At 49.8% G+C, this 19,659-nt stretch carries 20 protein-coding genes; 11 read left to right on the top strand and 9 right to left on the bottom strand.

Features of this window, described 5'->3' with window-relative positions:
* Positions 1 to 23 precede the first annotated feature (23 nt).
* The 5 genes from H6F94_RS21275 to H6F94_RS21295 all read right to left on the bottom strand — a co-directional run bounded on the left by H6F94_RS21275 (position 24) and on the right by H6F94_RS21295 (position 6,758).
* On the bottom strand, positions 24 to 1,391 hold the full coding sequence (locus H6F94_RS21275; protein WP_199320569.1) for a hypothetical protein: 1,368 nt from the start codon (positions 1,389 to 1,391) through the stop codon (positions 24 to 26).
* Between the two features lie 210 nt (positions 1,392 to 1,601).
* Positions 1,602 to 2,990, bottom strand: a complete 1,389-nt coding sequence (locus tag H6F94_RS21280; RefSeq protein ID WP_190804255.1) for a hypothetical protein — start codon at positions 2,988 to 2,990, stop codon at positions 1,602 to 1,604.
* Positions 2,991 to 3,052: 62 nt separating this feature from the next.
* The gene (locus tag H6F94_RS21285; RefSeq protein WP_199320570.1) at positions 3,053 to 3,397 is read right to left on the bottom strand and encodes an acyl carrier protein; all 345 of its coding nucleotides are present in this window, start codon (positions 3,395 to 3,397) and stop codon (positions 3,053 to 3,055) included.
* A 458-nt stretch (positions 3,398 to 3,855) separates the two neighbouring features.
* Positions 3,856 to 4,701 carry a helix-turn-helix domain-containing protein gene (locus H6F94_RS21290; RefSeq protein WP_313949347.1) on the bottom strand — a complete coding sequence of 282 codons (846 nt, stop codon included), beginning with the start codon at positions 4,699 to 4,701 and terminating at the stop codon, positions 3,856 to 3,858.
* Positions 4,702 to 4,907: 206 nt separating this feature from the next.
* Positions 4,908 to 6,758, bottom strand: a complete 1,851-nt coding sequence (locus H6F94_RS21295; protein ID WP_190804256.1) for a fatty acyl-AMP ligase — start codon at positions 6,756 to 6,758, stop codon at positions 4,908 to 4,910.
* Between the two features lie 1,057 nt (positions 6,759 to 7,815).
* Here H6F94_RS21295 and H6F94_RS21300 point away from each other — a divergent pair.
* The 5 genes from H6F94_RS21300 (at position 7,816) to H6F94_RS21320 (ending at position 12,434) form a co-directional block, all read left to right on the top strand.
* On the top strand, positions 7,816 to 9,021 hold the full coding sequence (locus tag H6F94_RS21300) for an ABC exporter membrane fusion protein (protein WP_190804257.1): 1,206 nt from the start codon (positions 7,816 to 7,818) through the stop codon (positions 9,019 to 9,021).
* Positions 9,022 to 9,057: 36 nt separating this feature from the next.
* Entirely contained in the window at positions 9,058 to 10,209 is a 1,152-nt protein-coding gene (gene devC / locus H6F94_RS21305; RefSeq protein ID WP_190804258.1) for an ABC transporter permease DevC, read from the top strand.
* A gap of 26 nt (positions 10,210 to 10,235) precedes the next feature.
* On the top strand, positions 10,236 to 10,937 hold the full coding sequence (locus H6F94_RS21310) for a DevA family ABC transporter ATP-binding protein (RefSeq protein WP_190804259.1): 702 nt from the start codon (positions 10,236 to 10,238) through the stop codon (positions 10,935 to 10,937).
* Entirely contained in the window at positions 10,934 to 11,785 is an 852-nt protein-coding gene (locus H6F94_RS21315) for a thioesterase II family protein (protein WP_190804260.1), read from the top strand. The genes H6F94_RS21310 and H6F94_RS21315 overlap by 4 nt, the downstream gene beginning before the upstream one ends.
* A gap of 208 nt (positions 11,786 to 11,993) precedes the next feature.
* Positions 11,994 to 12,434, top strand: a complete 441-nt coding sequence (locus tag H6F94_RS21320; protein WP_190804261.1) for a thiol-disulfide oxidoreductase DCC family protein — start codon at positions 11,994 to 11,996, stop codon at positions 12,432 to 12,434.
* A gap of 19 nt (positions 12,435 to 12,453) precedes the next feature.
* Here the strand turns inward: H6F94_RS21320 and relB are convergent, their stop codons facing one another.
* Positions 12,454 to 13,011 (bottom strand): type II toxin-antitoxin system RelB family anti-toxin, encoded by a 558-nt coding sequence (relB, locus tag H6F94_RS21325; protein WP_313949366.1) that lies wholly within the window; start codon positions 13,009 to 13,011, stop codon positions 12,454 to 12,456.
* 149 nt (positions 13,012 to 13,160) lie between these two features.
* Here relB and H6F94_RS21330 point away from each other — a divergent pair, with 149 nt between their 5' ends.
* Positions 13,161 to 14,327, top strand: a complete 1,167-nt coding sequence (locus H6F94_RS21330; RefSeq protein ID WP_190804263.1) for an MFS transporter — start codon at positions 13,161 to 13,163, stop codon at positions 14,325 to 14,327.
* A gap of 94 nt (positions 14,328 to 14,421) precedes the next feature.
* Here the strand turns inward: H6F94_RS21330 and pdxH are convergent, their stop codons facing one another.
* Entirely contained in the window at positions 14,422 to 15,066 is a 645-nt protein-coding gene (pdxH, locus tag H6F94_RS21335) for a pyridoxamine 5'-phosphate oxidase (protein WP_190804264.1), read from the bottom strand.
* 108 nt (positions 15,067 to 15,174) lie between these two features.
* Here pdxH and H6F94_RS21340 point away from each other — a divergent pair, with 108 nt between their 5' ends.
* From H6F94_RS21340 to H6F94_RS21360, 5 genes are all read left to right on the top strand, one after another.
* Positions 15,175 to 15,948 (top strand): SDR family oxidoreductase, encoded by a 774-nt coding sequence (locus H6F94_RS21340; RefSeq protein WP_190804265.1) that lies wholly within the window; start codon positions 15,175 to 15,177, stop codon positions 15,946 to 15,948.
* Positions 15,949 to 16,023: 75 nt separating this feature from the next.
* Entirely contained in the window at positions 16,024 to 16,458 is a 435-nt protein-coding gene (locus H6F94_RS21345) for a hypothetical protein (protein WP_190804266.1), read from the top strand.
* A gap of 255 nt (positions 16,459 to 16,713) precedes the next feature.
* Entirely contained in the window at positions 16,714 to 17,178 is a 465-nt protein-coding gene (locus H6F94_RS21350; RefSeq protein WP_190804267.1) for a M67 family metallopeptidase, read from the top strand.
* A gap of 39 nt (positions 17,179 to 17,217) precedes the next feature.
* Positions 17,218 to 18,393: a molybdopterin-synthase adenylyltransferase MoeB gene (gene moeB, locus H6F94_RS21355; RefSeq protein ID WP_190804268.1), complete on the top strand. Its 1,176-nt coding sequence runs from the start codon at positions 17,218 to 17,220 to the stop codon at positions 18,391 to 18,393.
* A gap of 247 nt (positions 18,394 to 18,640) precedes the next feature.
* The gene (locus tag H6F94_RS21360; RefSeq protein WP_199320571.1) at positions 18,641 to 18,835 is read left to right on the top strand and encodes a hypothetical protein; all 195 of its coding nucleotides are present in this window, start codon (positions 18,641 to 18,643) and stop codon (positions 18,833 to 18,835) included.
* 117 nt (positions 18,836 to 18,952) lie between these two features.
* Here H6F94_RS21360 and H6F94_RS21365 read toward each other — a convergent pair whose 3' ends face one another.
* Together H6F94_RS21365 and H6F94_RS21370 are read right to left on the bottom strand one after the other, a co-directional pair.
* Positions 18,953 to 19,357, bottom strand: coding sequence for an EVE domain-containing protein (locus H6F94_RS21365; RefSeq protein ID WP_190804269.1), 405 nt, complete (start codon positions 19,355 to 19,357; stop codon positions 18,953 to 18,955).
* The gene (locus H6F94_RS21370) at positions 19,332 to 19,553 is read right to left on the bottom strand and encodes a DUF2949 domain-containing protein (RefSeq protein ID WP_199320572.1); all 222 of its coding nucleotides are present in this window, start codon (positions 19,551 to 19,553) and stop codon (positions 19,332 to 19,334) included. The genes H6F94_RS21365 and H6F94_RS21370 overlap by 26 nt, the downstream gene beginning before the upstream one ends.
* Positions 19,554 to 19,659: the final 106 nt, after the last annotated feature.

Consider the following 19,659-nt stretch of genomic DNA (forward strand, 5'->3'; position numbering starts at 1 on the left):
TGCCAATCGGCCAATCGCAACTTTTAGGCGGCAGCTCTAGACAACTGCTCAATAGAGAACTGATCAAAGAGCTTGATGTTGCTTTGAATCGCTTGGCTCACTGACCCGCCTGAAGCCATAACGCGCATTTCCCGGTTAACTGGCCACAGGTAATCCATATCAACGAATGCCCGTCGCAACTCTGTGAGCAAGCGTTTGTAGGCATTGAGATTGATATGAAAGCCTTCATGTTCTTGGCACAGGCACTTCTGCATCCAGGCAAGAGCATCCGGAGACGACATGCCAAACAAAGGGCTCTGAAGCAATTTATAGAGGTCAGTCATTAGTGCCTTATCGTCACCGAAGCAGCGTTTATTAACAACGCCAGAGACCCCATTAAAGTTGCCTTTTTGAGCCATATAAACTGTCATATTGACTACTGCTTTTTCGTAAGCTGTCGGTTTCGGAACGTGCTGGTGCAGCTCCCGGCCTAGGAACAAGGAAGTCGTCGTATGAAAAGCTTCGTCTAGAAAATGATAGTGAGAAATCGCTGTTGGTACCGGCACAAATTCATCTTGTTTCTGTAATTTCTTGAAGTACAGGAATATGCCGTGCTCTACATGCTTGAGCAGCATATTAGCCATGTAACGCACTGTGTAGTATTGACTCGCTAAAAAGGGCGAGCTTCCCCAGTTAAAGGCAAAAAAGCGAATTAGAGACTGAGGTACGATGCCACGACCATGAAAGAAGCCATTGGTGAGCGTTGAGAGCTTGTTTTTCTCCTCAAAGTCCTTGAGGTACTGAGAATGGTACTGCTCCTTGTTCTTCAGCATGAGCTTGCTGAGCGAGCGTAGAGCGTAGTATTGATAAGTCGGCAACTGAGAACCACTGCCTTTAGGTTGCTGTAGCTTCTTTTCGGAGGGCTTGCTAAAGGCTTGCTTACCCAACAGAGCGGTCATAGTTTGATAGTTAACTCTGTAAAAGGCATGAATATGACTGCGTTCCTGTAAAGCCTCATGCTCTAGCTGTTTAGCTAGCGCCTGGTACTCACCGCCCATTGCCAAGAAAGAGCCTGCAGTTATGTGGTTGTAGTGAACGACTTCGGCTTCACTCAGTGCTGTGTAGTTGTACTGCGAAACCCAGAACAGATGATTGAGAGCTAGTTTTTGGGCAGGAGAAGCTTCCGCATAGAGTGGAGTGCCATAGAGCAGAGATAGCTCAGGCTCGCTCCAGTAACAATGGCTGTTGTCACTGTACTTGAAGCTTTTATCTAACTCCTCAATCTTTTCAGTGTAGTTGGAATCAAGATTATTGCGATAGTTGTTCTCGATCAGCTTCAGCGACTTATCTTCTGATTGACCAGGCAAGGCTTGAGACTGGCTTTCTGCATCCAAAAATTGAGCAGTATCCACCACGATATTTCTCCTAGGATTACACCCGATCGGTTTTCACTCGACATCAAGTTGCATTCCTCTTGATTCAGCTTGCAATAGAGGCGCAACTTGCTTTAGAAATCAACGGCTCTAGGCGACAGGCTGAACTGGAGAAATCAGTTGTCTAATTTTTCTAGGCACAGAAATTCAGTCTCTCACCTAACCTAATCTGTATCTGAACGATTAGCTCTAAGCAACCGAGCGAGAGAACTGCTCGAAGGACTTAATGTTGTTCTGGAGGGCTTTCTCAATTGACCCCCCTCCAGCCATCAGCCGCATTTCACGGTTGACCGGCCACAGGTACTCAATGTCCTCAAACATCCGGCGCAGTTCTGCTAGTAGGCGCTGGTGATACTTGTAAGTCACGTGAAAGCCTTCGTTTTCGTGGCACAAGGACTTTTCGACCCACTGCAAGGATTCCTCAGGTGACATGCCAAATACAGGCGACTGCAGCAGTTGATAAAACGACAGCATGAAGTCAGAGTCATTGCGGAAGATCGCAGGCAAGCCGCCGGAAAGACCACTGAGACCCACACTCTGAGCCCGGTAGATCGTCAAGTTAGCAACCAATTTCTCATAGGCACTGGGCTTCGGAAAGTCTCTATACAACTCTTGAGAAATGAGCTGAGAGGTGGTCGTGTGGAAAGCCTCATCCATAAGATGAAAATGGGAAACCGCAATGGGTGCGGGGATAAATTCACCGCGCCTCTCCAGTTCTTTGTAGTAGTGGGAGTAGCGGTATTCATAGTTTTTGATCAGCATGTTGGCCATAAAGCGTGCCACATAAAACACGCAGGCCAGAAAGGGAGAGCTACCGCAGTTTAAGGTGAAGAATTGCAGTACAGGCCGGGGACCCAAGTGGCCCATCAAACCGGTTGTTTGAGCAGGAATGGCTTCGCCTTTGTGCTCTAAGTCTCTCAAATACTCCGAGTAGCAGTGCGCTTGATTTCTGAGGAATACATTGTTGGTGACGAAGCGAAAGGCGTAGTCTTGAAAGGTGGACAGAGGCGAACTATTCCAGCCAAAGCTGAACAATTGAGAGCGCTGCCCAGAGCCTGGTTTGGCTGAACTCTTCTTGGCTAATTGAGACCCTTTACCTTGGATAGAAGCATTAAAGCCACTCTTACCCAGCAAGGCCCGTTTCGTCTTGTAGCCGATTGTGTGAAAAGCATGAATATGGTCACGCTCTTGGTCCGTTTCTAGGTCTAGCTCTTTGCACAGCGAATCGTAGCCGCCTACAGCTGAGAAGACACCAGCCGTCACCTGGTTGTAAAGGACAGCATTAGCCTCAGTGGCAGCCGTTTGGTTATACTGGGTGGCCCAATAGAGGTGATTCAGCGCCAGTCTTTGACTAGGAGAAGCCTCTTCATAAAGAGGTGTTCCATAGAGTAGCGACAGTTCAGGCTCGCCCCAATAGTGCTCGCTGTTGCTCTGGTAGTCGAAGTTTCGATCCAGTGCCTCAATCTTCTCAGTAAAGTCAGACTCGGTATTGCGACGGTAGTTAATATCCGACAGCTTAACGTGCTTCTTCAACCTTGACTCGGCTGAAAGAGCCGGGGCTTTGACAGTATCTACCATAAAGTTCTCCTGGGATTACGCAAGTTGAAGGCAAATGTCGGTTGCTTAGCTCTAGCGAGGGCTTAAGCCTTAGCTCTCAATTCCTCAGCCAAATGCTGGGAGAAAGTTTCAACGGTGGGATAGTCGTACAGTAGGGTCGGATCGAGTCTCTTACCCAACCAATCTTCTAAATCTCCAGTCAACCCGACGGCAGTTGCGGAGTCTAAGCCGTAGCGGTCAAAGGGAATTGTGACATTGACTTCATCTGGCTCAATTTCCAGTAGTTCTGCTAAGTAGGCAACAATCCAGGCTTGGATTTCTGCAGCTGTAGACAGTTCTCGGGATACAGCACCTTCTTCCTTAGCTTTGATTTTATCGCTCTCGATAGCCGGAGACGTCAACACTTGAGAGTTTTGGATTTCCATCATTTACCTAAAACTAAACTGGCAGTTTTCTAGACACCACCCTCAAGCTTTTAAAGTGCACATCAACTTTAGATTGACTACACTACTAGCAGGGTAGCGATAAGGCTCGGACTGAGCTTTTCTCTCACTGAATCAATGCATATTGCACTGTTCAAAATCAGAAAACTCGATGATTACAGCATCGTTAGCTTGCCTATTTGACGGCATTTTATTCAGTGAGCATCGATTTTGCATCAATCTAGAATCAGCCAGGATTTTGCACTTGAACCCTTAGCACTTGAATCTTTAGACATCGAGAGAGATGGCCTATTCAAAAGGCTCTTGCGCATACTGGCTTTGCCCTCATTTTGCTGGGTGGAAAATGAGTTGCTCACTATTAATTTTACGAAATAAAAATCCAGTTTCAATGAAGGATCTTTCGACTAAACTAACAATTCTTTTGCTCTTGTCTTTTGCTCTTATTAAGAGCAGTTAGTTTTACGATGTGCGCTTCTCCAAGCTTGAGGAGTTGTGCCATGAAATTGACGAAATTGACGAAAGAAATGAACGGTGTGGTGGTAGCCGACCTTAGCAGCAATCTGTGCTACAACTTGGTCGGTTTCGAGCAGCAAAGAACGGGCAGCTGACATGCGATGCTCAATGATCCAACGCTGCACAGTATGACCAGTTTGACGTCGCACCAAACTAGTTAAGTAGGCGGGGGAATAGCCCACTGCTTGGGCTACATCGCCGAGAGTAATGGGTTGGTGATAATTGGCCTCAATAAAGTGAAACACCTTACTCAACTGAGGGGCAGTTGAGAAAATTGACGGAGGGATTGATGGAGAAGTGGCTACTAATGTCGCTGTATCACAGACTGCCATATCAGGAACTCTTGAACCGGCTGAGGATGGCTCTGGTTCCTGTCCTGATTGCGCAACGTACCACTGCCGAAGCACAGTTTGCTTTTCTAACTGGGCTGCAATTGCTTTCAGCAGTTCCTCTAATGTACAAGGCTTGGTGATATAGTCATCTGCGCCCAGTTCCATAGCTTTACGCAGATGGGTTCGTGCAACTTTAGCCGTGACAACAATAAAAGGAATCACTGCTGTAGCTGGATTCTGACGTAGGGTTGTCAGAACACTGTAACCATCCAAGTCCGGCATCATAATGCCACAGATGATGATATCGGGTAGTTGTTCCTGCGCTCGTTGAATACCGACTTGGCCATTCTCAGCGCTGATCGTATAGAAACCTCTGGCGCTAAGACCCTTTATAAAAAGGCTCCGAGTCTGTGCTTGCTCCTCAATCACCAGAATCTTCTTCACCTTCCCGCCTCTCATTTGCATCCCTATAGAAAATGAGGAAGATAACTTTTTCTACTCCACTAGCTACAAGTAGCTGTGAGACAGTCAATGGCAGAGAAGTGTCAGACCCAAGTTTTTACACTGGAGATCGAAGTCGTATTTCAGCTTTGACACTTCTACTTGCCAATGCTGCATCTGGTGTTGGCTAGACTGATTTTGGAGTAGAGCTATTTACTGGTCGATAGCTTCTGCAACACAGATTCGATCTCGGCTTGAAGATGCAGGAACTTGACTTTGGTTTGGGGATTTTCGCTCCAGTCTTCCACCACATTCAAAGTTCCATTTAGAAACCCAGAACGGCAGGCATGGCGCTGAATTTTACCGCTCGAAGTCTTAGGAATACTACCCGTCTTAACGAGCACAGCAGCATAAACCTGTAGGGCATGATTCGCTGCCACAGCCTGTCGGATATTGCCAACGACTTGGTTCACATCTAGCTTGCGCAAATAGCTGCGTTCCACTTCTTGGACCACGACTAGCCGTTCTTCACCCTTAGCCTCCACGGTAAACGCGGCCCCAGAACTCACGCGTAGTGCAGGATGACTTTTCTCGACGGTTAGTTCAATGTCCTGAGGATAATGATTTTGACCCCGAATGATCATCAAATCTTTGATGCGACCCGTGATGAATAGCTCACCGTCCTGCAGAAAGCCTAAATCTCCAGTGCGCAAGAACGGTCCTATTTGGCCCGTTTCACCCTCAACCGTATTGGCTAAATAAGCTTGGAAGGTCTGCTGCGTTAGCTCTGGTTTCTGCCAGTACCCTTGAGCCACGCTCGCTCCGGATACCCAAATCTCTCCTACCTGATTGTCAGCACGGGGGAGACGGGATTCAGGATCAACGATTAGGATTTGCTGGTCTAGTAAGTTCTGGCCACAACCAACAATGGTCCGGGTTCCCTCACCCTCACGCGCTGTGGTAACGACCCGGTTCTGCTCAAGCGCAGCACTGTCAACTTGCTGGAAGACGGTTGGCGCGGTTCTCACGCCGCCAGAGACAATCAGTGTGGTTTCAGCCATACCGTAGCAAGGGTGAAAAGCCTCGCGTCGGAAACCACAAGCGGCAAAAGTTTCAGCAAACTGAGTTAGGGTTTCAGCACGAACGGGCTCAGCCCCGGTAAAAGCCACTTCCCAGCTACTGAGGTCAAGAGTTGCTAACTGCTCAGGCGTAATCTTGCGTAGACAAAGGTCATAGGCAAAATTCGGTCCCCCACTCGTCGTTGCTTTGTAGCGAGAAATTGCTTGTAGCCAACGGATTGGCTTCTGCATAAATGCCACTGCTGGCATTAAAACCATTGGAGCCCCAACGTATAGAGGTTGCAGGACGCCTCCGATTAAGCCCATATCATGATAGGGCGGTAACCAGCTCACGCCTTGGCTTTCGGGGGTATCGGCAAAGCTTTGGTGGATTAGGGCTGAGTTGTGCAGCAGATTGCCGTGGCTAACCATGACTCCCTTCGGCGTTCCTGTAGAGCCGGAGGTGTACTGGAGAAAAGCCAATGTATCTGCCTGGATGTCTGGTTGCTGCCAGGTTCCTGCTAAGCCAGGATCAAGATTATCCGTTGCCAACCAACTCAGCGGAGAGAGTTCTGGATCTTCAGCAAAGCGTTCTTCAATGTCACCCAACAGTGGGGTTGTCGTTAGCGCTACCGCCGCCCTTGCATCCGCCATGATCGCTTGCAGCCGCGACAAACTCTGGTTGCGTCGCGGTGGGTAGGCAGGGACAGCAACAACACCCGCGTACAAACAGCCCAAGAAGGCAGCAATAAACTCTAGCCCAGAGGGATAAAGCAATAAGGCACGGGAACCGCTAAGCCTCAAGCTTTGAAGCTTGGCAGCAATTACCCGAGCCTGACGGTCCAATTCTTGATAGGTCAAGCGACCTGCTTCTGTTTCGCCGTCCTGCAAAAAGATATAGGCCAGCTGATTAGGCTGAGCCTGCGCTTTATCGGCCAGCAACTCGACTAAGGTTGAAACTTTGGGCCTGATCCCGATCGCATCAGTGGGACAATTAGCCATTTTACGCTCCTGGTCAACGTATCTTAGCTGAAGTAATTCCCGCAAATTGATGACGGTTTAGCTTAACGCTTAACACCACTCAATTCAAAGATCATCCATTGTTGGAGCCTTAAAACTATCTGAACTTATGGGTCAGAAAAGAACCCTTTATATAGAAGAAAATGGCTGCCCGTCCATTCCTCTCAATCAGCATCTGCCTAAAGGCATAGTCTTGCCAACATAATTCTTGCCAACGTGATTATAGATACATCTTCCTCAGATAAACGACCCAGAAGACTAATCTGAAGCCTTAATCAAGCCGAGTTCATAAAGCTGAGCCCATAAACGGTAAATCTCTTCTCTAGAGGCAGGAGTTGTGCATCTCTTAATCCGGGGAAACCGATAAAGAGCAGTAAATCATCAACAAACTCGATGCTACTGTTCTCAATTTCGGAAGGATTTTTTAAATCCTAAGATTCGTTTTATCCGGGTTTCTGCCGCAACAACTAAATGCTACGTTAAAGTTTCGTTCTCACTTCATCAGCTTTGATGAAGATTCTATGAAGGCATAGCGTTTTCCTGAACTATATCTTTAATGAGCACGTTGGTATTGAAGTCCTGCCCTAGCTTTTTCAGTCTGTTTAGTGCATGTCAAGGTTTTGTGAAGTTCTAAAAAACTAGTTCTTAAAACAAGCCATTGACTCAGCCAAAACGAAAGCAATCATTAAAGATCGAAAGAATTGTTAGTCGCTTCCAAAAAATGTTCATTGCAATCGTGTTTAATAACCTGTAAGGTGGTTCGGGCTTTTTACTCTTAGTTTTTAGTTTCGGGCGGAGGAGGCAGAAAGAAGTGAGCTAAAATCAGGCTGTACAAGACGCTGTGCAAGACATTTCTGATTAAAAGCTGTAGCGAGGGTAGACGAGCCGGAAGGCAACAGCCATTGAAATTTCTGTAGTTTGGTGACACGATGTCGAACTGATGAGTGAGGAGAAAACCTGCTCAGGGTTATGGCTCTCCATCAAGGCACTGCTGCTAACAGTGGAGTTTCACAGGCTTTAAGGACTCCGTCAGCAAACTATGAAACCTGATTTTGTCTCGGACGATAAGCCACTCTTAAAGTCCTCAGGACGGTGGGCTATCACCGCTGCGGTTATCGCCGCCTTAGCCCTTGGTGGAGTTTCTCTACTGTATGTCTTGCGTTCCCAACGCGGCTCAGTTGACTCCGCTAAGCTTGCAGTTGCTGCCTCATCAGGCAAAGCTGTCTCTGCTTTAGGCTACTTAAAACCAGAAGGAGAAGTGCTCCATTTATCTGCGCCTAATGTTCTTAGTGCCTTAGGAGCTAGCCGAGTCGACAAGCTGTTGGTCAAGGAAGGCGAGCAAGTTAAAGCGGGACAAGTGGTCGCGGTTCTAGACAATCACGAAAATCTCAAAGCTGCGTTAAAACTTGCCCAAGAACAAGTCAAAGTTGCTCAAGCTAATCTAGCGCAGGTCAGAGCTGGAGCAAAACTGGGTGAACTTGAAGCACAAAAAGCCACTATTGCCAGTTTAGAGGCTGACCTGATAGGCCAGCTCAGCGCCCAAGATCAAACAATTGCTCGTTTGGAGGCAGAACTGAGCAACGGTCGAGTTGAGTATCAGCGTTATCGCACTTTGTTTCAAGCAGGAGCTGTCACCGCCTCCCAGCTAGATAGCAAGCAACTCACGATGCAAACGGCTCAAAAGCAGCTCAGTGAAGCTAGAGCCCAGCGCGGTCGGATCAACCTGACTGTTCAGCAGCAAATCAAGGCAGCTCAAGCAACCCTGACCCAACTAGCAGAGGTCCGGCCCACCGATGTACAAGCAGCCCAAGCGGATATTGATCGGACGATCGCTAACGTTACCAAAGCGCAAGCCGAGCTGGATTTAGCCTTGGTCCGCGCTCCAATCAACGGACGGATTCTTAAAATCTACACTCATCCGGGAGAGGCCATTAGCGATCAAGGCATCCTGGCTTTAGGGCAGACCAAGCAAATGAACGTGGTGGCCGAGGTATACGAGTCGGATATCAGCAAGCTCAGAATCGGTCAAGTCGCGACCATCACGGGCACTGCTTTCGCAGATCAGTTACAGGGCACCATCACCCAAATTGGCCTACAGGTTAACTCACAAGACGTACTCAGCACTGACCCAACCGCGAATGTCGACAGCAGAGTGATTGAGGTCAAAATCCGTCTCAATGCTGCGGATAGCCAGAAAGTTTCAACTTTAACCAACCTACAGGTCAACGTTGTGATTGGTTCCTAACGGGCATATCTTCTGCCTGAATTGCTGAGGACGACGATGTTTGACATTCCTTTAGCGTGGCTGCAACTCAGCCGAGAGAAAACTCGGCTCCTGATTGCTCTGGCAGGCATTGCCTTTGCTGTCATTCTCATGTTTCTACAGTTTGGGTTTCAAGCCGCACTCTACAATAGCGCCACCCGACTCCACGAGAATCTACGAGGGGACTTAGTTTTAATCAGCGTTCGTTCTAAGTCTCTAGCTTATATGAAGCCTTTTTCCTGGCGTCGTTTGTACCAGACTTTGGGCTTTGAGGGTGTTGAATCCATTAGCTCTGTTTATGTTGGATTTAGGGATTGGCGTAACCCCGACAACGGCAATTTTAGAGCCATCTATGTTTATGGATTTGAGCTAGCCAACTTAGGCTTCCAATCATTAGAAGTCGAGCAGAGCTCGGACAAGCTGAAGCTCAAGGAAAACATCCTGTTTGATCGAGATTCTCGGGCTGAATATGGAGCAGTTACCACAGCCTTCGAGCAGGGACAACCTGTAGTCACCGAGCTAGGCGGCAAAAGAGTCAATGTGGTCGGCTTATTTAGACTTGGGCCTTCTTTTGGAGCCGATGGCAATATCATCACAAGTGATTCAAACTTTCTCCGGTTATTTCCTGATCGCAAACAGGGCGAAATTGATATTGGCTTGATTCAACTAAAACCAGGAGTGGATGTTGAGAGTACCCTCCAGCAGATGGAGGCCGAGCTTCCTAAGGATATTAAAATTTTTACGCATCAAGGCTTTATCGATTTTGAAAAAACTTACTGGAAGACCAGTACTGCTATCGGCTTTATTTTTACGCTAGGGGCAGCAATGGGGTTCATTGTTGGCACGGTAATTGTCTATCAAATTCTCTACACTGATGTTTCTGACCACCTGGCAGAATACGCCACCTTAAAAGCGATGGGGTACAAGAATCTGTACTTAGAGCTAGTTGTTTTTCAAGAAGCAATCATACTCGCAGTTTTAGGGTTTGTCCCTGGCTTTGCCCTCTCTCTAGGTCTTTATGATGTAATCAAAGGGGCTACTTTTCTACCAGTTGGTATGGTGCCAGATCGAGCCGCACTAGTTCTGGTTCTGACGATTCTGATGTGCGCTATCTCTGGTCTAGTCGCTGTGCGCAGGCTACGCAAAGCTGATCCAGCTGATATTTTTTAGGCTTATTCTCGTTCAATTGAGGCAGCATGACGTACGACGAGCCCGTTGTTGCCATCCGATATCTCAATCATTACTTTGGTCAGGGCGCTTTACGCAAGCGAACCTTATCTAATATCAACCTGGAGATTCACGCTGGGGAGATTGTAATCTTATCCGGGCCCTCTGGCTCTGGAAAAACGACCCTGTTGACGTTGATCGGCGGATTACGCACCCTTACCGAAGGTAGCCTCAAAGTGTTTGACCAAGAGCTTCGGGGCGCTAATGAGGTTCAACTCATGAACATCCGCCGTCATATTGGTTATATTTTTCAAGCTCACAATCTGTTGCGCTCTTTGACGGCTCGACAGAATGTACAGATGTCGATCAAGCTGCACGCCAATGTTCCCAGCATAGAAGCACGTCGTAAATCAGAAGCAGCCCTAGAGGCAGTGGGCTTAGCCAACCGCATGGATTACTATCCGGAAAATCTATCGGGTGGACAAAAACAGCGGGTTGCGATTGCGCGGGCTCTAGTCGGTCATCCCAGACTGGTTTTAGCCGATGAACCTACGGCGGCGTTAGACAGCAAATCAGGCCGAGACGTGGTACAAATCATGCAGCAATTAGTCAAAGAACAGGGGTGTGCTGTACTCATGGTGACTCACGACAATCGGATCCTAGATGTTGCTGACCGGATTGTTCATATGGAAGATGGCCAACTGGTTACAGCCGAACGAGTAACCGGATGACAACACCCCTTACTGATGCCTGGATCAAGTGCTTTAAGCCTAATCCAGAGGCCCGACTGCGCCTGTTCTGCTTTCCGCATGTCGGCAGTAGCGCCTCGGTTTTTCGGACCTGGCCCAATAGCTTGCCCCCCGAAATCGAAGTTTGCGGGATTCAACTACCGGGTCGAGAAAGCCGCTTTAAAGAAGCACTATTTACCCAAATCCCGCCCCTGGTTCAAGCATTAACTCCTGCCCTTCAGCCCTATTCAGATATCCCATTTGCTTTTTTTGGCCACAGTTTGGGCGCATTGCTAAGCTTCGAAGTAGCTCGTCAGCTCCGTGCTCAGCAACAGCCAGGCCCAGTTCATCTGTTCGTCTCAGGTCGTCGCGCCCCTCAAATCCCTGACCGCAATCCTTTGTTGCATACTCTGCCTGAGCCCGAATTTCTGGAGGAACTGCGCTACTTGAATGGAACCCCCAAGGCAGTGCTAGAGAACTCTGAGTTGATGCAACTCTTCCTACCGGTCTTACGAGCTGATTTCTCGCTTTGTGGCACCTATCACTACCAAAGCCAGCCGCCTCTAGATTGCTCTATTTCCGCCTTTGGTGGACTAGAGGACGTGGAGGAAACCCATGATCTCCTTCTGGATTGGAGCAAGCAAACCTACGCTTCTTTCTCCCTACAGATGCTTCCCGGCGATCACTTTTTTCTCTACAGCAATCAAGAACTTCTGCTCAAGCTGTCACAGGAGCTAAATCAACTGCTACAGCGAAGCCTAAGTGTCAATGTTGAGGACGCCAAGAGTGATACCAATGTTGAGAGTACAGATTTTGTGGATATAAATTTTGTAGATACGAATATCAGCTAGTAGCTTGCAGAAGATATCTGTCAGCTGACCCTTCTTGTTTCTTACTATTGCTCTGGGTCAAGTCCTCTGGGCCAAGTGCTTTGGGCTAATTACTTTGGCCACATGTTTGAGCCAAGTATTTGGGCCCGAGGATAGCTCGCTAGTTTTCAAGATTTCCCAATAAAATGGGTTTCCCAATAAACTAGAGAACAGCTCTGCTCTGGTTTTTATGACTTACAACGTCATCTACGACGGTAATTGCAATCTCTGTGTGACGCTGGTGCAACTCCTGGAATCCCTTGACCGGGGTGAGCGCTTTCAGTACATCCCCATGCAAGACCAGGACAACCTTCAGCGCTTTGGCATCACATCCCAAGATTGCGAGCTCGGCATCATTCTGCTGAACGCGGAAGATCCCACGCAACGCTGGCAGGGCAGTGATGCCGCTGAAGAAATTGGACAACTGCTGCCTCTGGGCGCTGTATTTGTCGCGGCCTATCGAGCCTTGCCTGGCTTGAAGTGGGCCGGTGATCGGGTGTATGAGCAGGTCCGCGACAATCGTTACACGCTGTTCGGCAAACGCTCGACCACTTATCAACCGCTATACCCAGCCTGTGATACAGCTTGCCAGTCATACTTCTCGACTGAGGCCCAGAAGCAGCCGAAGTAGTTACCAGCGAGAGGTGACTCTATCCCGAGCTTGCCTGACTGGAGTCGATCAGCAGCAAGTAATGGCAAGGCTCAGAGCCGGGATTGTGGAAACTGTGGGCAATATTCGCTGGAAAGAAAATAGAGTCCCCTACTTCTAAAACTTCCGTTCGCCCAGCCAGCGAGCAATGCAACTGTCCCTGAAGCACGGTGATATGTTCGACCACACCGGGGCGATGGGCAGGAAACACGCCTGTACTGCGACCGGGTGGAACTTGATACCAGACTAACTCAAGGCCCCGTCGAACCAGACTTGGAGCTAGCAGAGACCGCTCTACCTCTGTCTCAGGATCGACTAGGCGCTGGCGTTCTGCCTTGCGAACCAGCACCACTGGGTCTGTCGTCTGCTCGCCGATCAGTTGAGACACCGTGCAGCCCAGCCCCTCGGCAATTTGGGAAACCACCTTAATCGTTGGATTCTTTAGTCCTCGTTCAATGTCTGAGAGCATGGCGCGGCTGACACCCGTTTGTTCAGCCAGAGCTTCCAAGGTGAGGCCCAGACGACTACGCCAAGCGCGAATATTCTGACCCAGGTCCAGAGAGCTACCTCATCGTTCACGTCTGTAGTTATTGTCGGTCGCTAGAGCCCCACCTTTGTTCTGTTATTGTGGATTAATTCTTCTATAGAGGAGAGTGGCTTTCAACGCCCTGCCCAGGTGGTGGGTTGGAAGGAACTCGAACAAACGTCATGCGCCGACCTGAACTCACCGCTGAACTCGTCATTGCGGCCTCACTGTTTCTGGTTACGGCTGCGGTCAATTTAGAAGTGCCTCTCTACCACACTTATGCTGAAGCTGCAGGCTTTGGCAATGGCTTGACAGCAGTTGTGTTTGCCGCCTATGTGGTCGGCTTGTTGCCGGTGCTAATCCTGTTGGGCGGTATTTCTGACCGTCTGGGGCGTAAACCTGTGGTGCTGGCCGGTCTGGTAGCGGCGATGCTGGCAACGGCCTTGATGATCCTGAGCCCCAATATTCACACCCTCTTGCTAGCGCGAGTTTTGCAGGGTGTAGGCGTGGGCTTGAGCGTAGGCGCTGGCACCGCTTACCTAGCAGAACTTATGACTGACCGTTCAAGCCAGGCAGCAGGTTATGTGGCAGTGGTGACCTCACTGGGCTTTGGCAGTGGCGCACTCTTAACCAGCGCAGCGTTAGTGGCCAGCCAGACCTTGGTACCCCCGAGTTACTGGCTAGTTCTACTGCTGACGCTGCTCTGCACGGTGCTGCTGCTGCGCTTGCCTGCTCGCCAGCCAGTCGGCGGTGCCCTACTGCGGCTGCCTGCCTTTCCCAGGGGTACGGTGAAACCGGGGATTGCCATTGGTGCAGCTTGGGCTGTGACCGGGCTAGTCATCGCGGTCGTACCGACTCAGCTGAACCAGTATCATCTACTGGCTTGGGCTGGACCGGCCCTGTTTCTGGTCAATGGCACTGGGGTTGTGGTGCAACCTCTCGCTCGCCGTCTCTCAGCGCAACAGGCACAGCGCGTTGGTTTTGTCCTGGTGCCGCTGGGCTACGGTCTGTTGATCGCTGGGGCTGGGCTGGGCTGGTTAGGACTAGTGCTGTTAGGCGCTGCTGTGGCAGGGTCTGCCTGTTATGGCTTCACTTACCTGGGAGGGTTAGCCGAGGTCGTTCGCTTGGGTGAGTCTCAGCGCGCTCGGGCTGTATCTGGCTATTTTTTGTGCGCTTATTTAGGCTTTGGTTTGCCTAGTATTGTCATTGGTTTTCTAGCTGATCGAATTGGCACCATGGCAGCGCTGCTAAGCTTCGGTGCCGTGATTATTGCTGTTAATTTCGTGCTGGCATTGAAGTCCAAATCAGAACCATCGGATCGTGTTTTGGAACGCCAATTAGAACGCTAATGTGGCATCAAGTCCACCAGTTAGCTTGCATGGTGATCTTCCAGAAATCGCAGTTCTGCAGCAGGATCTACTGGGTAGCCAACAGAGCTTTTCGTTAGGGTGATAGCCGCTCGATTTGCCAATTGCCATCATTGCATAGCCGGTACTGTAAGCGGTCATGCAAACGACTAGGACGGCCCTGCCAAAATTCAATTAGGTCGGGAATAACTCGGTAGCCACCCCAATGCGATGGACGAGGAATTTCTTGGTCTTGGTACTGTTGCTTAAGCCCCTCTAAACGCTGCTCTAGAACGTCACGACCGCTAATCACCTGGCTTTGATCCGAAGTCCAAGCTCCCAAACGGCTGCCAGGAGGCCGACTGTGAAAATAGTGATCAGATTCTTCGTCTGACACCTTCTCAACTCGACCTTCAACGCGAACTTGTCGTTCTAGATCTGTCCATAGAAACACCAAGGCAGCCCAAGGATTTTGAGCCAGCTCCTGACCTTTGTGGCTGTTGTAGTTAGTGTAAAAGATGAAGCCCCGCTCGTCAAAACCTTTAAGTAGTACAACCCGCGCTGAGGGCCTACCCTCCGGCGTCGCTGTTGCTAAAGTCATGGCATTCGGTTCTAGCAATTGAGCCTCAATCGCCTGGTCAAACCACTTCTGAAACTGCTGAAAAGGATTCGCTGCTACATCGCTTTCACTGAGCCCTAGCAGAGTATAATCCTTACGCAGATCGGCAATAGAGGTATTCATTTCTGCCAACGCCTGATCGTTACCTGATGTTTCATTGGTTGATTGTAAGCTGCCCCGGGAGGCAACAGGTACAATCAACACTGAGCAATCGAGCTGAGAGGTAGCTAGGTGGTTTCTGTCAAAAACCAAATCGTTCTGATTACAGGGGCTAGCAGTGGCATTGGTGCAGCCTGCGCTCAAGCTTTTGCCCAAGCAGGTGCCAAGCTAATTTTAGCGGCCCGGAGACAAGAGCGATTACAACAACTGGCGGCAGAAATCGATAAGGAATTCGGCGTTCCAATTCATTTATTAAGCCTAGATGTTAGTGATCGAGCGCAAGTTGAAACCGTTCTACAAGACCTACCACCAGAATGGTCCAGTGTTGATATTTTAGTTAACAATGCCGGTCTAAGTCGCGGTTTAGACAACTTGCAGGAAGGCAACATTCAAGACTGGGAGGAAATGATCGATACCAATATCAAGGGTCTGCTTTACATGACTCGTTTTCTGGTGCCAGGCATGGTTGAACGAGGTCACGGGCATGTGATCAATATTGGCTCAGTTGCGGGGCATCAAACCTATCCCAAAGGCAACGTTTATTGCGGCACCAAAGCTGCGGTTCGGGCCATCTCCGAGGGGCTCAAACAAGACCTATTCGGCACGCCTATACGCGTTAGCTCGGTTGATCCTGGCATGGTAGAAACTGAGTTTAGTCAGGTCCGTTTCCACGGCGATGCTGAGCGAGCTGCTACGGTTTATCAAAACACCACGCCTCTCACAGCGGGCGACATTGCCGATGTGGTTTTCTTCTGTGCCACCCGTCCGGCTCATGTCAATATCAGCGAGGTGTTGGTCATGCCCACTGCTCAGCCTAGTCCCACGATGGTGCATCGACGCAGCTAGGACCCACGGTTAGAGCAGGAACCTCAGCAATCCAGCAGAGTCAATACATTCAGATGAGCGATTGGGTTTGACGCAATGACTCGACAAGGCTGTCTCTTAGCTTTGGTGCTAGCGGGAACTGGGCTGATTGGTTTGACAAGTCCGGCCCCCGCCCAAGATTTCCCAGCACAAACCTACCAGCCCGGCTTTTGGCAACCCCTAGCCCGAGTTAATCCCCGTCAGCCCGTGCAGGTCCGACTAGTCAACCAAACAGCTGCGCCTTTGGAGTATGGCCTGACTGAGTCGCGAGACATTCGAGTTCTACCACCGGGGGCCAGTGTCAATGTGCCACGCCTGCCCCTACCCGCTTTCATGAACATCAACCCGGCTGACGAGCTGCCCGAGCAAGGCTTGAGATACAACATCTCGGTCCAGAACAATCTAGTTACGGTTCGGGTGATCTCAATTAGTGATTTAGCCAGCGACCGCACCTTCAACATCGACACCACGGGCGGCATTTACATCTATTAGATAGAGAACCTGTTTAAACCCCTGGGCACTTGCCCGTAGAAGACGTCAGCACTCAGGGGTTCCGCGAAGAAGTGAGCTTCTAAGTTTAAGTTTCTTAAAGCCGACTTTTTTAGTCGGCTTTATTTGACTGGTCTTGATAGGCGTGTTACCTTCACACGCACAGTTGATTGTTGCCTCGGTTGAATTTTCAACAAGGGCGATCAAGTTCGTATCAATTCTCACCCGCGTGATTCTTTGGTGTCGGCGGACTGCTCTATGGTCCTCGTTCTGTCAGCCCAACAGCTCAACCAGATTTGTGTCCATGCTCAGCAGACTTACCCCAATGAGTGTTGCGGGCTGATGTTGGGCAGAGGAGTGTTTAAGGGCGAACATCGAGAATTGGTTTCACTTTGGCCTACCCGCAATGCTTGGGAGAATAGTGCCGACAATCCTCTGGACGATGGCGCGTCCCCAACTGAACGGTTCCTAATTGATGCCAGTGAGATCCTGATGGCTCAACGGCATGCTCGTACCAACGGTCTGGAGATCGTTGGAGTCTATCACTCCCACCCGGACCACCCAGCTGTGCCCTCAGAGTTTGACCGGGAGTACGCTTGGCCGCGATGCTCCTATGTCATTGTTTCAGTTCAAACCGGACAAGCTCGTGAGATCTATAGTTGGACTCTCAGCGATCAACAGACCTTCGTGCCTGAAGCAATCTTGCAGACTCAGCCCCTCTAGCTTGGCCGCCTAAATTTCTTCTTTAGAAGCAACTGCTCTATGACTCTAAATCCTGACCTCGATTCGATTGAACTGACTCGTGACGACTACGAGCGTTACTCGCGTCACTTGATTCTGCCGGAAGTCGGCGTCGAAGGCCAAAAGCGCCTAAAGGCTGGTAGTGTTCTCTGCATTGGCTCCGGCGGATTGGGTTCGCCCCTGTTGCTTTATCTAGCTGCCGCCGGTGTCGGTCGCATTGGCCTGGTAGATTTTGACGTGGTTGACGCCTCCAACCTGCAACGCCAGATTATTCATGGCACGGCTGCCGTAGGCAAACCAAAAATTCAGTCAGCGAAAAACCGCATTCTAGACATCAATCCTTACTGCCAGGTTGATCTCTATGAGGAACGTTTCACCTCAGAGAACGCCCTGCGCATTATGGAGCCTTACGACATCGTGGTCGATGGCACCGATAACTTTCCAACCCGCTATCTAGTCAACGACGCCTGCGTCCTGCTCGGTAAGCCCAATGTCTACGGTTCTATCTACCGCTTTGAGGGACAAGCAACCGTCTTCAACTATCAAGAGGGACCCAACTACCGCGACCTCTATCCCGAGCCACCGCCACCTGGATTGGTGCCCTCCTGCGCCGAAGGCGGGGTCTTGGGCATTCTGCCCGGCATTATCGGCGTGATTCAAGCCACCGAAACCGTCAAGATCTTGTTGGGCAAGGGCAATACGCTGAGTGGGCGGCTGCTGCTCTACAACGCTTTGGAAATGAAATTCCGCGAACTCAAGCTGCGTCCTAACCCAGTTCGACCCGTGATTGAAAAGCTCATCGACTACGAGCAGTTCTGCGGCATTCCGCAAGCTAAGGCTGCTGAAGCAGCGAGTCAAGCCACTCTGTCAGAAATGACTGTGCAAGAACTCAAAACGCTGCTCGATAGCGGTGCCGATGACTACGTGTTGATCGATGTCCGCAATCCCAACGAGTACGAAATCGCTCGCATCCCTGGCGCGGTGCTGGTTCCCCTGCCTGACATCGAGAATGGCAATGGTGTTGACCAGGTTCGTGAGCTGGTGAACGGTCACAAGCTAATCGCCCACTGCAAAATGGGAGGTCGCTCTGCCAAGGCCCTAGGCATTCTCAAGCAAGCTGGCCTTGAAGGCATCAATGTTAAAGGCGGCATCACCGCCTGGAGCCAGGAAGTTGACCCCAATGTACCGACCTACTAATTTCGGTTAATTCTCAACGGGACAGGTAGTAGCAGCTTCATCAGCCTAAATCGCATTACTTCTCTAGAGGAGGTGCTGCGGTTTAGGCTATTTTGGTAGCGGCTTAGGCTAGAGCTTCGCACCCGAGTGAAAGCAGAGGTATCAATCAGGCTCACAAATTGTAACTTTAGCTACAGTTTGCGTCATGGGCCTCGTACAATCGCTTCATAAGCTCACAAAAGTACGCATTTCAGCGATAGGGAGAAGGATGATGGCCGAATTAATCTGTACGGTTCCCATTCCCAAAACACCTCAAGAGCTAGAATCTGCTATTCAAAGCTATAGAGTCAGTGACCTCAACGGCTCTGATCTGTTCTGCCAGTGGCAGGCTATTCGCGATGCTTCCCTCGCGCAATCTGTCGAACTTGAGAGTGACCAGGTGGCTGGCGAAGAAAGTTATTAGAAATAATTTACAACTATAAAGTCATCCCCTAATGCAGACAAGCAATCTTCATTAGGGGCAACAGCATGCGTATATATTTACGAGATATAGGGACTGGCTTGGCCTTGCCAAGCTCCTTCAACTGGCTAACTCTAAAATGCGTTGCCACTCGTCTTCCTGAACAGGCATTGCTGAGAGCCGAGACAACTTGACTAAAGGAAATTCAGCAAACTCAGGCAATTGCTTAAAGGTCGCCAGCGTCACTGGCTTAGCTAAGGCTTCAATAGGAGTAATGTCAAAGACTACAAAGCGAGGGTCTGCCAGCTTTGGGTCTGGATAGGCTTCTGTTTCAATACGGGCGATACCAGTAATCGCTTTTTGCTTGCCAGTGTGGTAGATGAAGGCGAGATCACCCGGAGCCACTAGGCGCATATATTTAAGAGCCAGATTATTGCCGACGCCATCCCATACCGTGCGTCCATCTCGCAGCAAATCGGCAAAGTTATAGTCGTCGGGCTCAGTTTTCAGTAGCCAGCGCTTCATTAAGATCGAGCAATGATTCCAGAATGGGCGTATCAATCCAGCCCAACTGCCACAGTACCATCGGCAGAGGGCCTAACCATGCCTGCTGGATTTCGCGGGCGCGGTAGATCTGTTCCTGAGTCAAAATTCCACGCCGTAACAGTGACTGCTCAATACGGCTGAGAGGACGGGGGGGTTCATCAGAAACGTTAGGCACTATGGAGTCGTTAGCTGGTGGAAGAGCAATCATAAGGTTAAGGTCTAGAAGGTTAAACAGTTGGCTGCCGGAGTTGACTCAGGGATAGAGGGGGGCAGCTCTACCT

It is taken from the genome of Leptolyngbya sp. FACHB-261, from assembly GCF_014696065.1.
Taxonomy (GTDB): domain Bacteria; phylum Cyanobacteriota; class Cyanobacteriia; order FACHB-261; family FACHB-261; genus FACHB-261.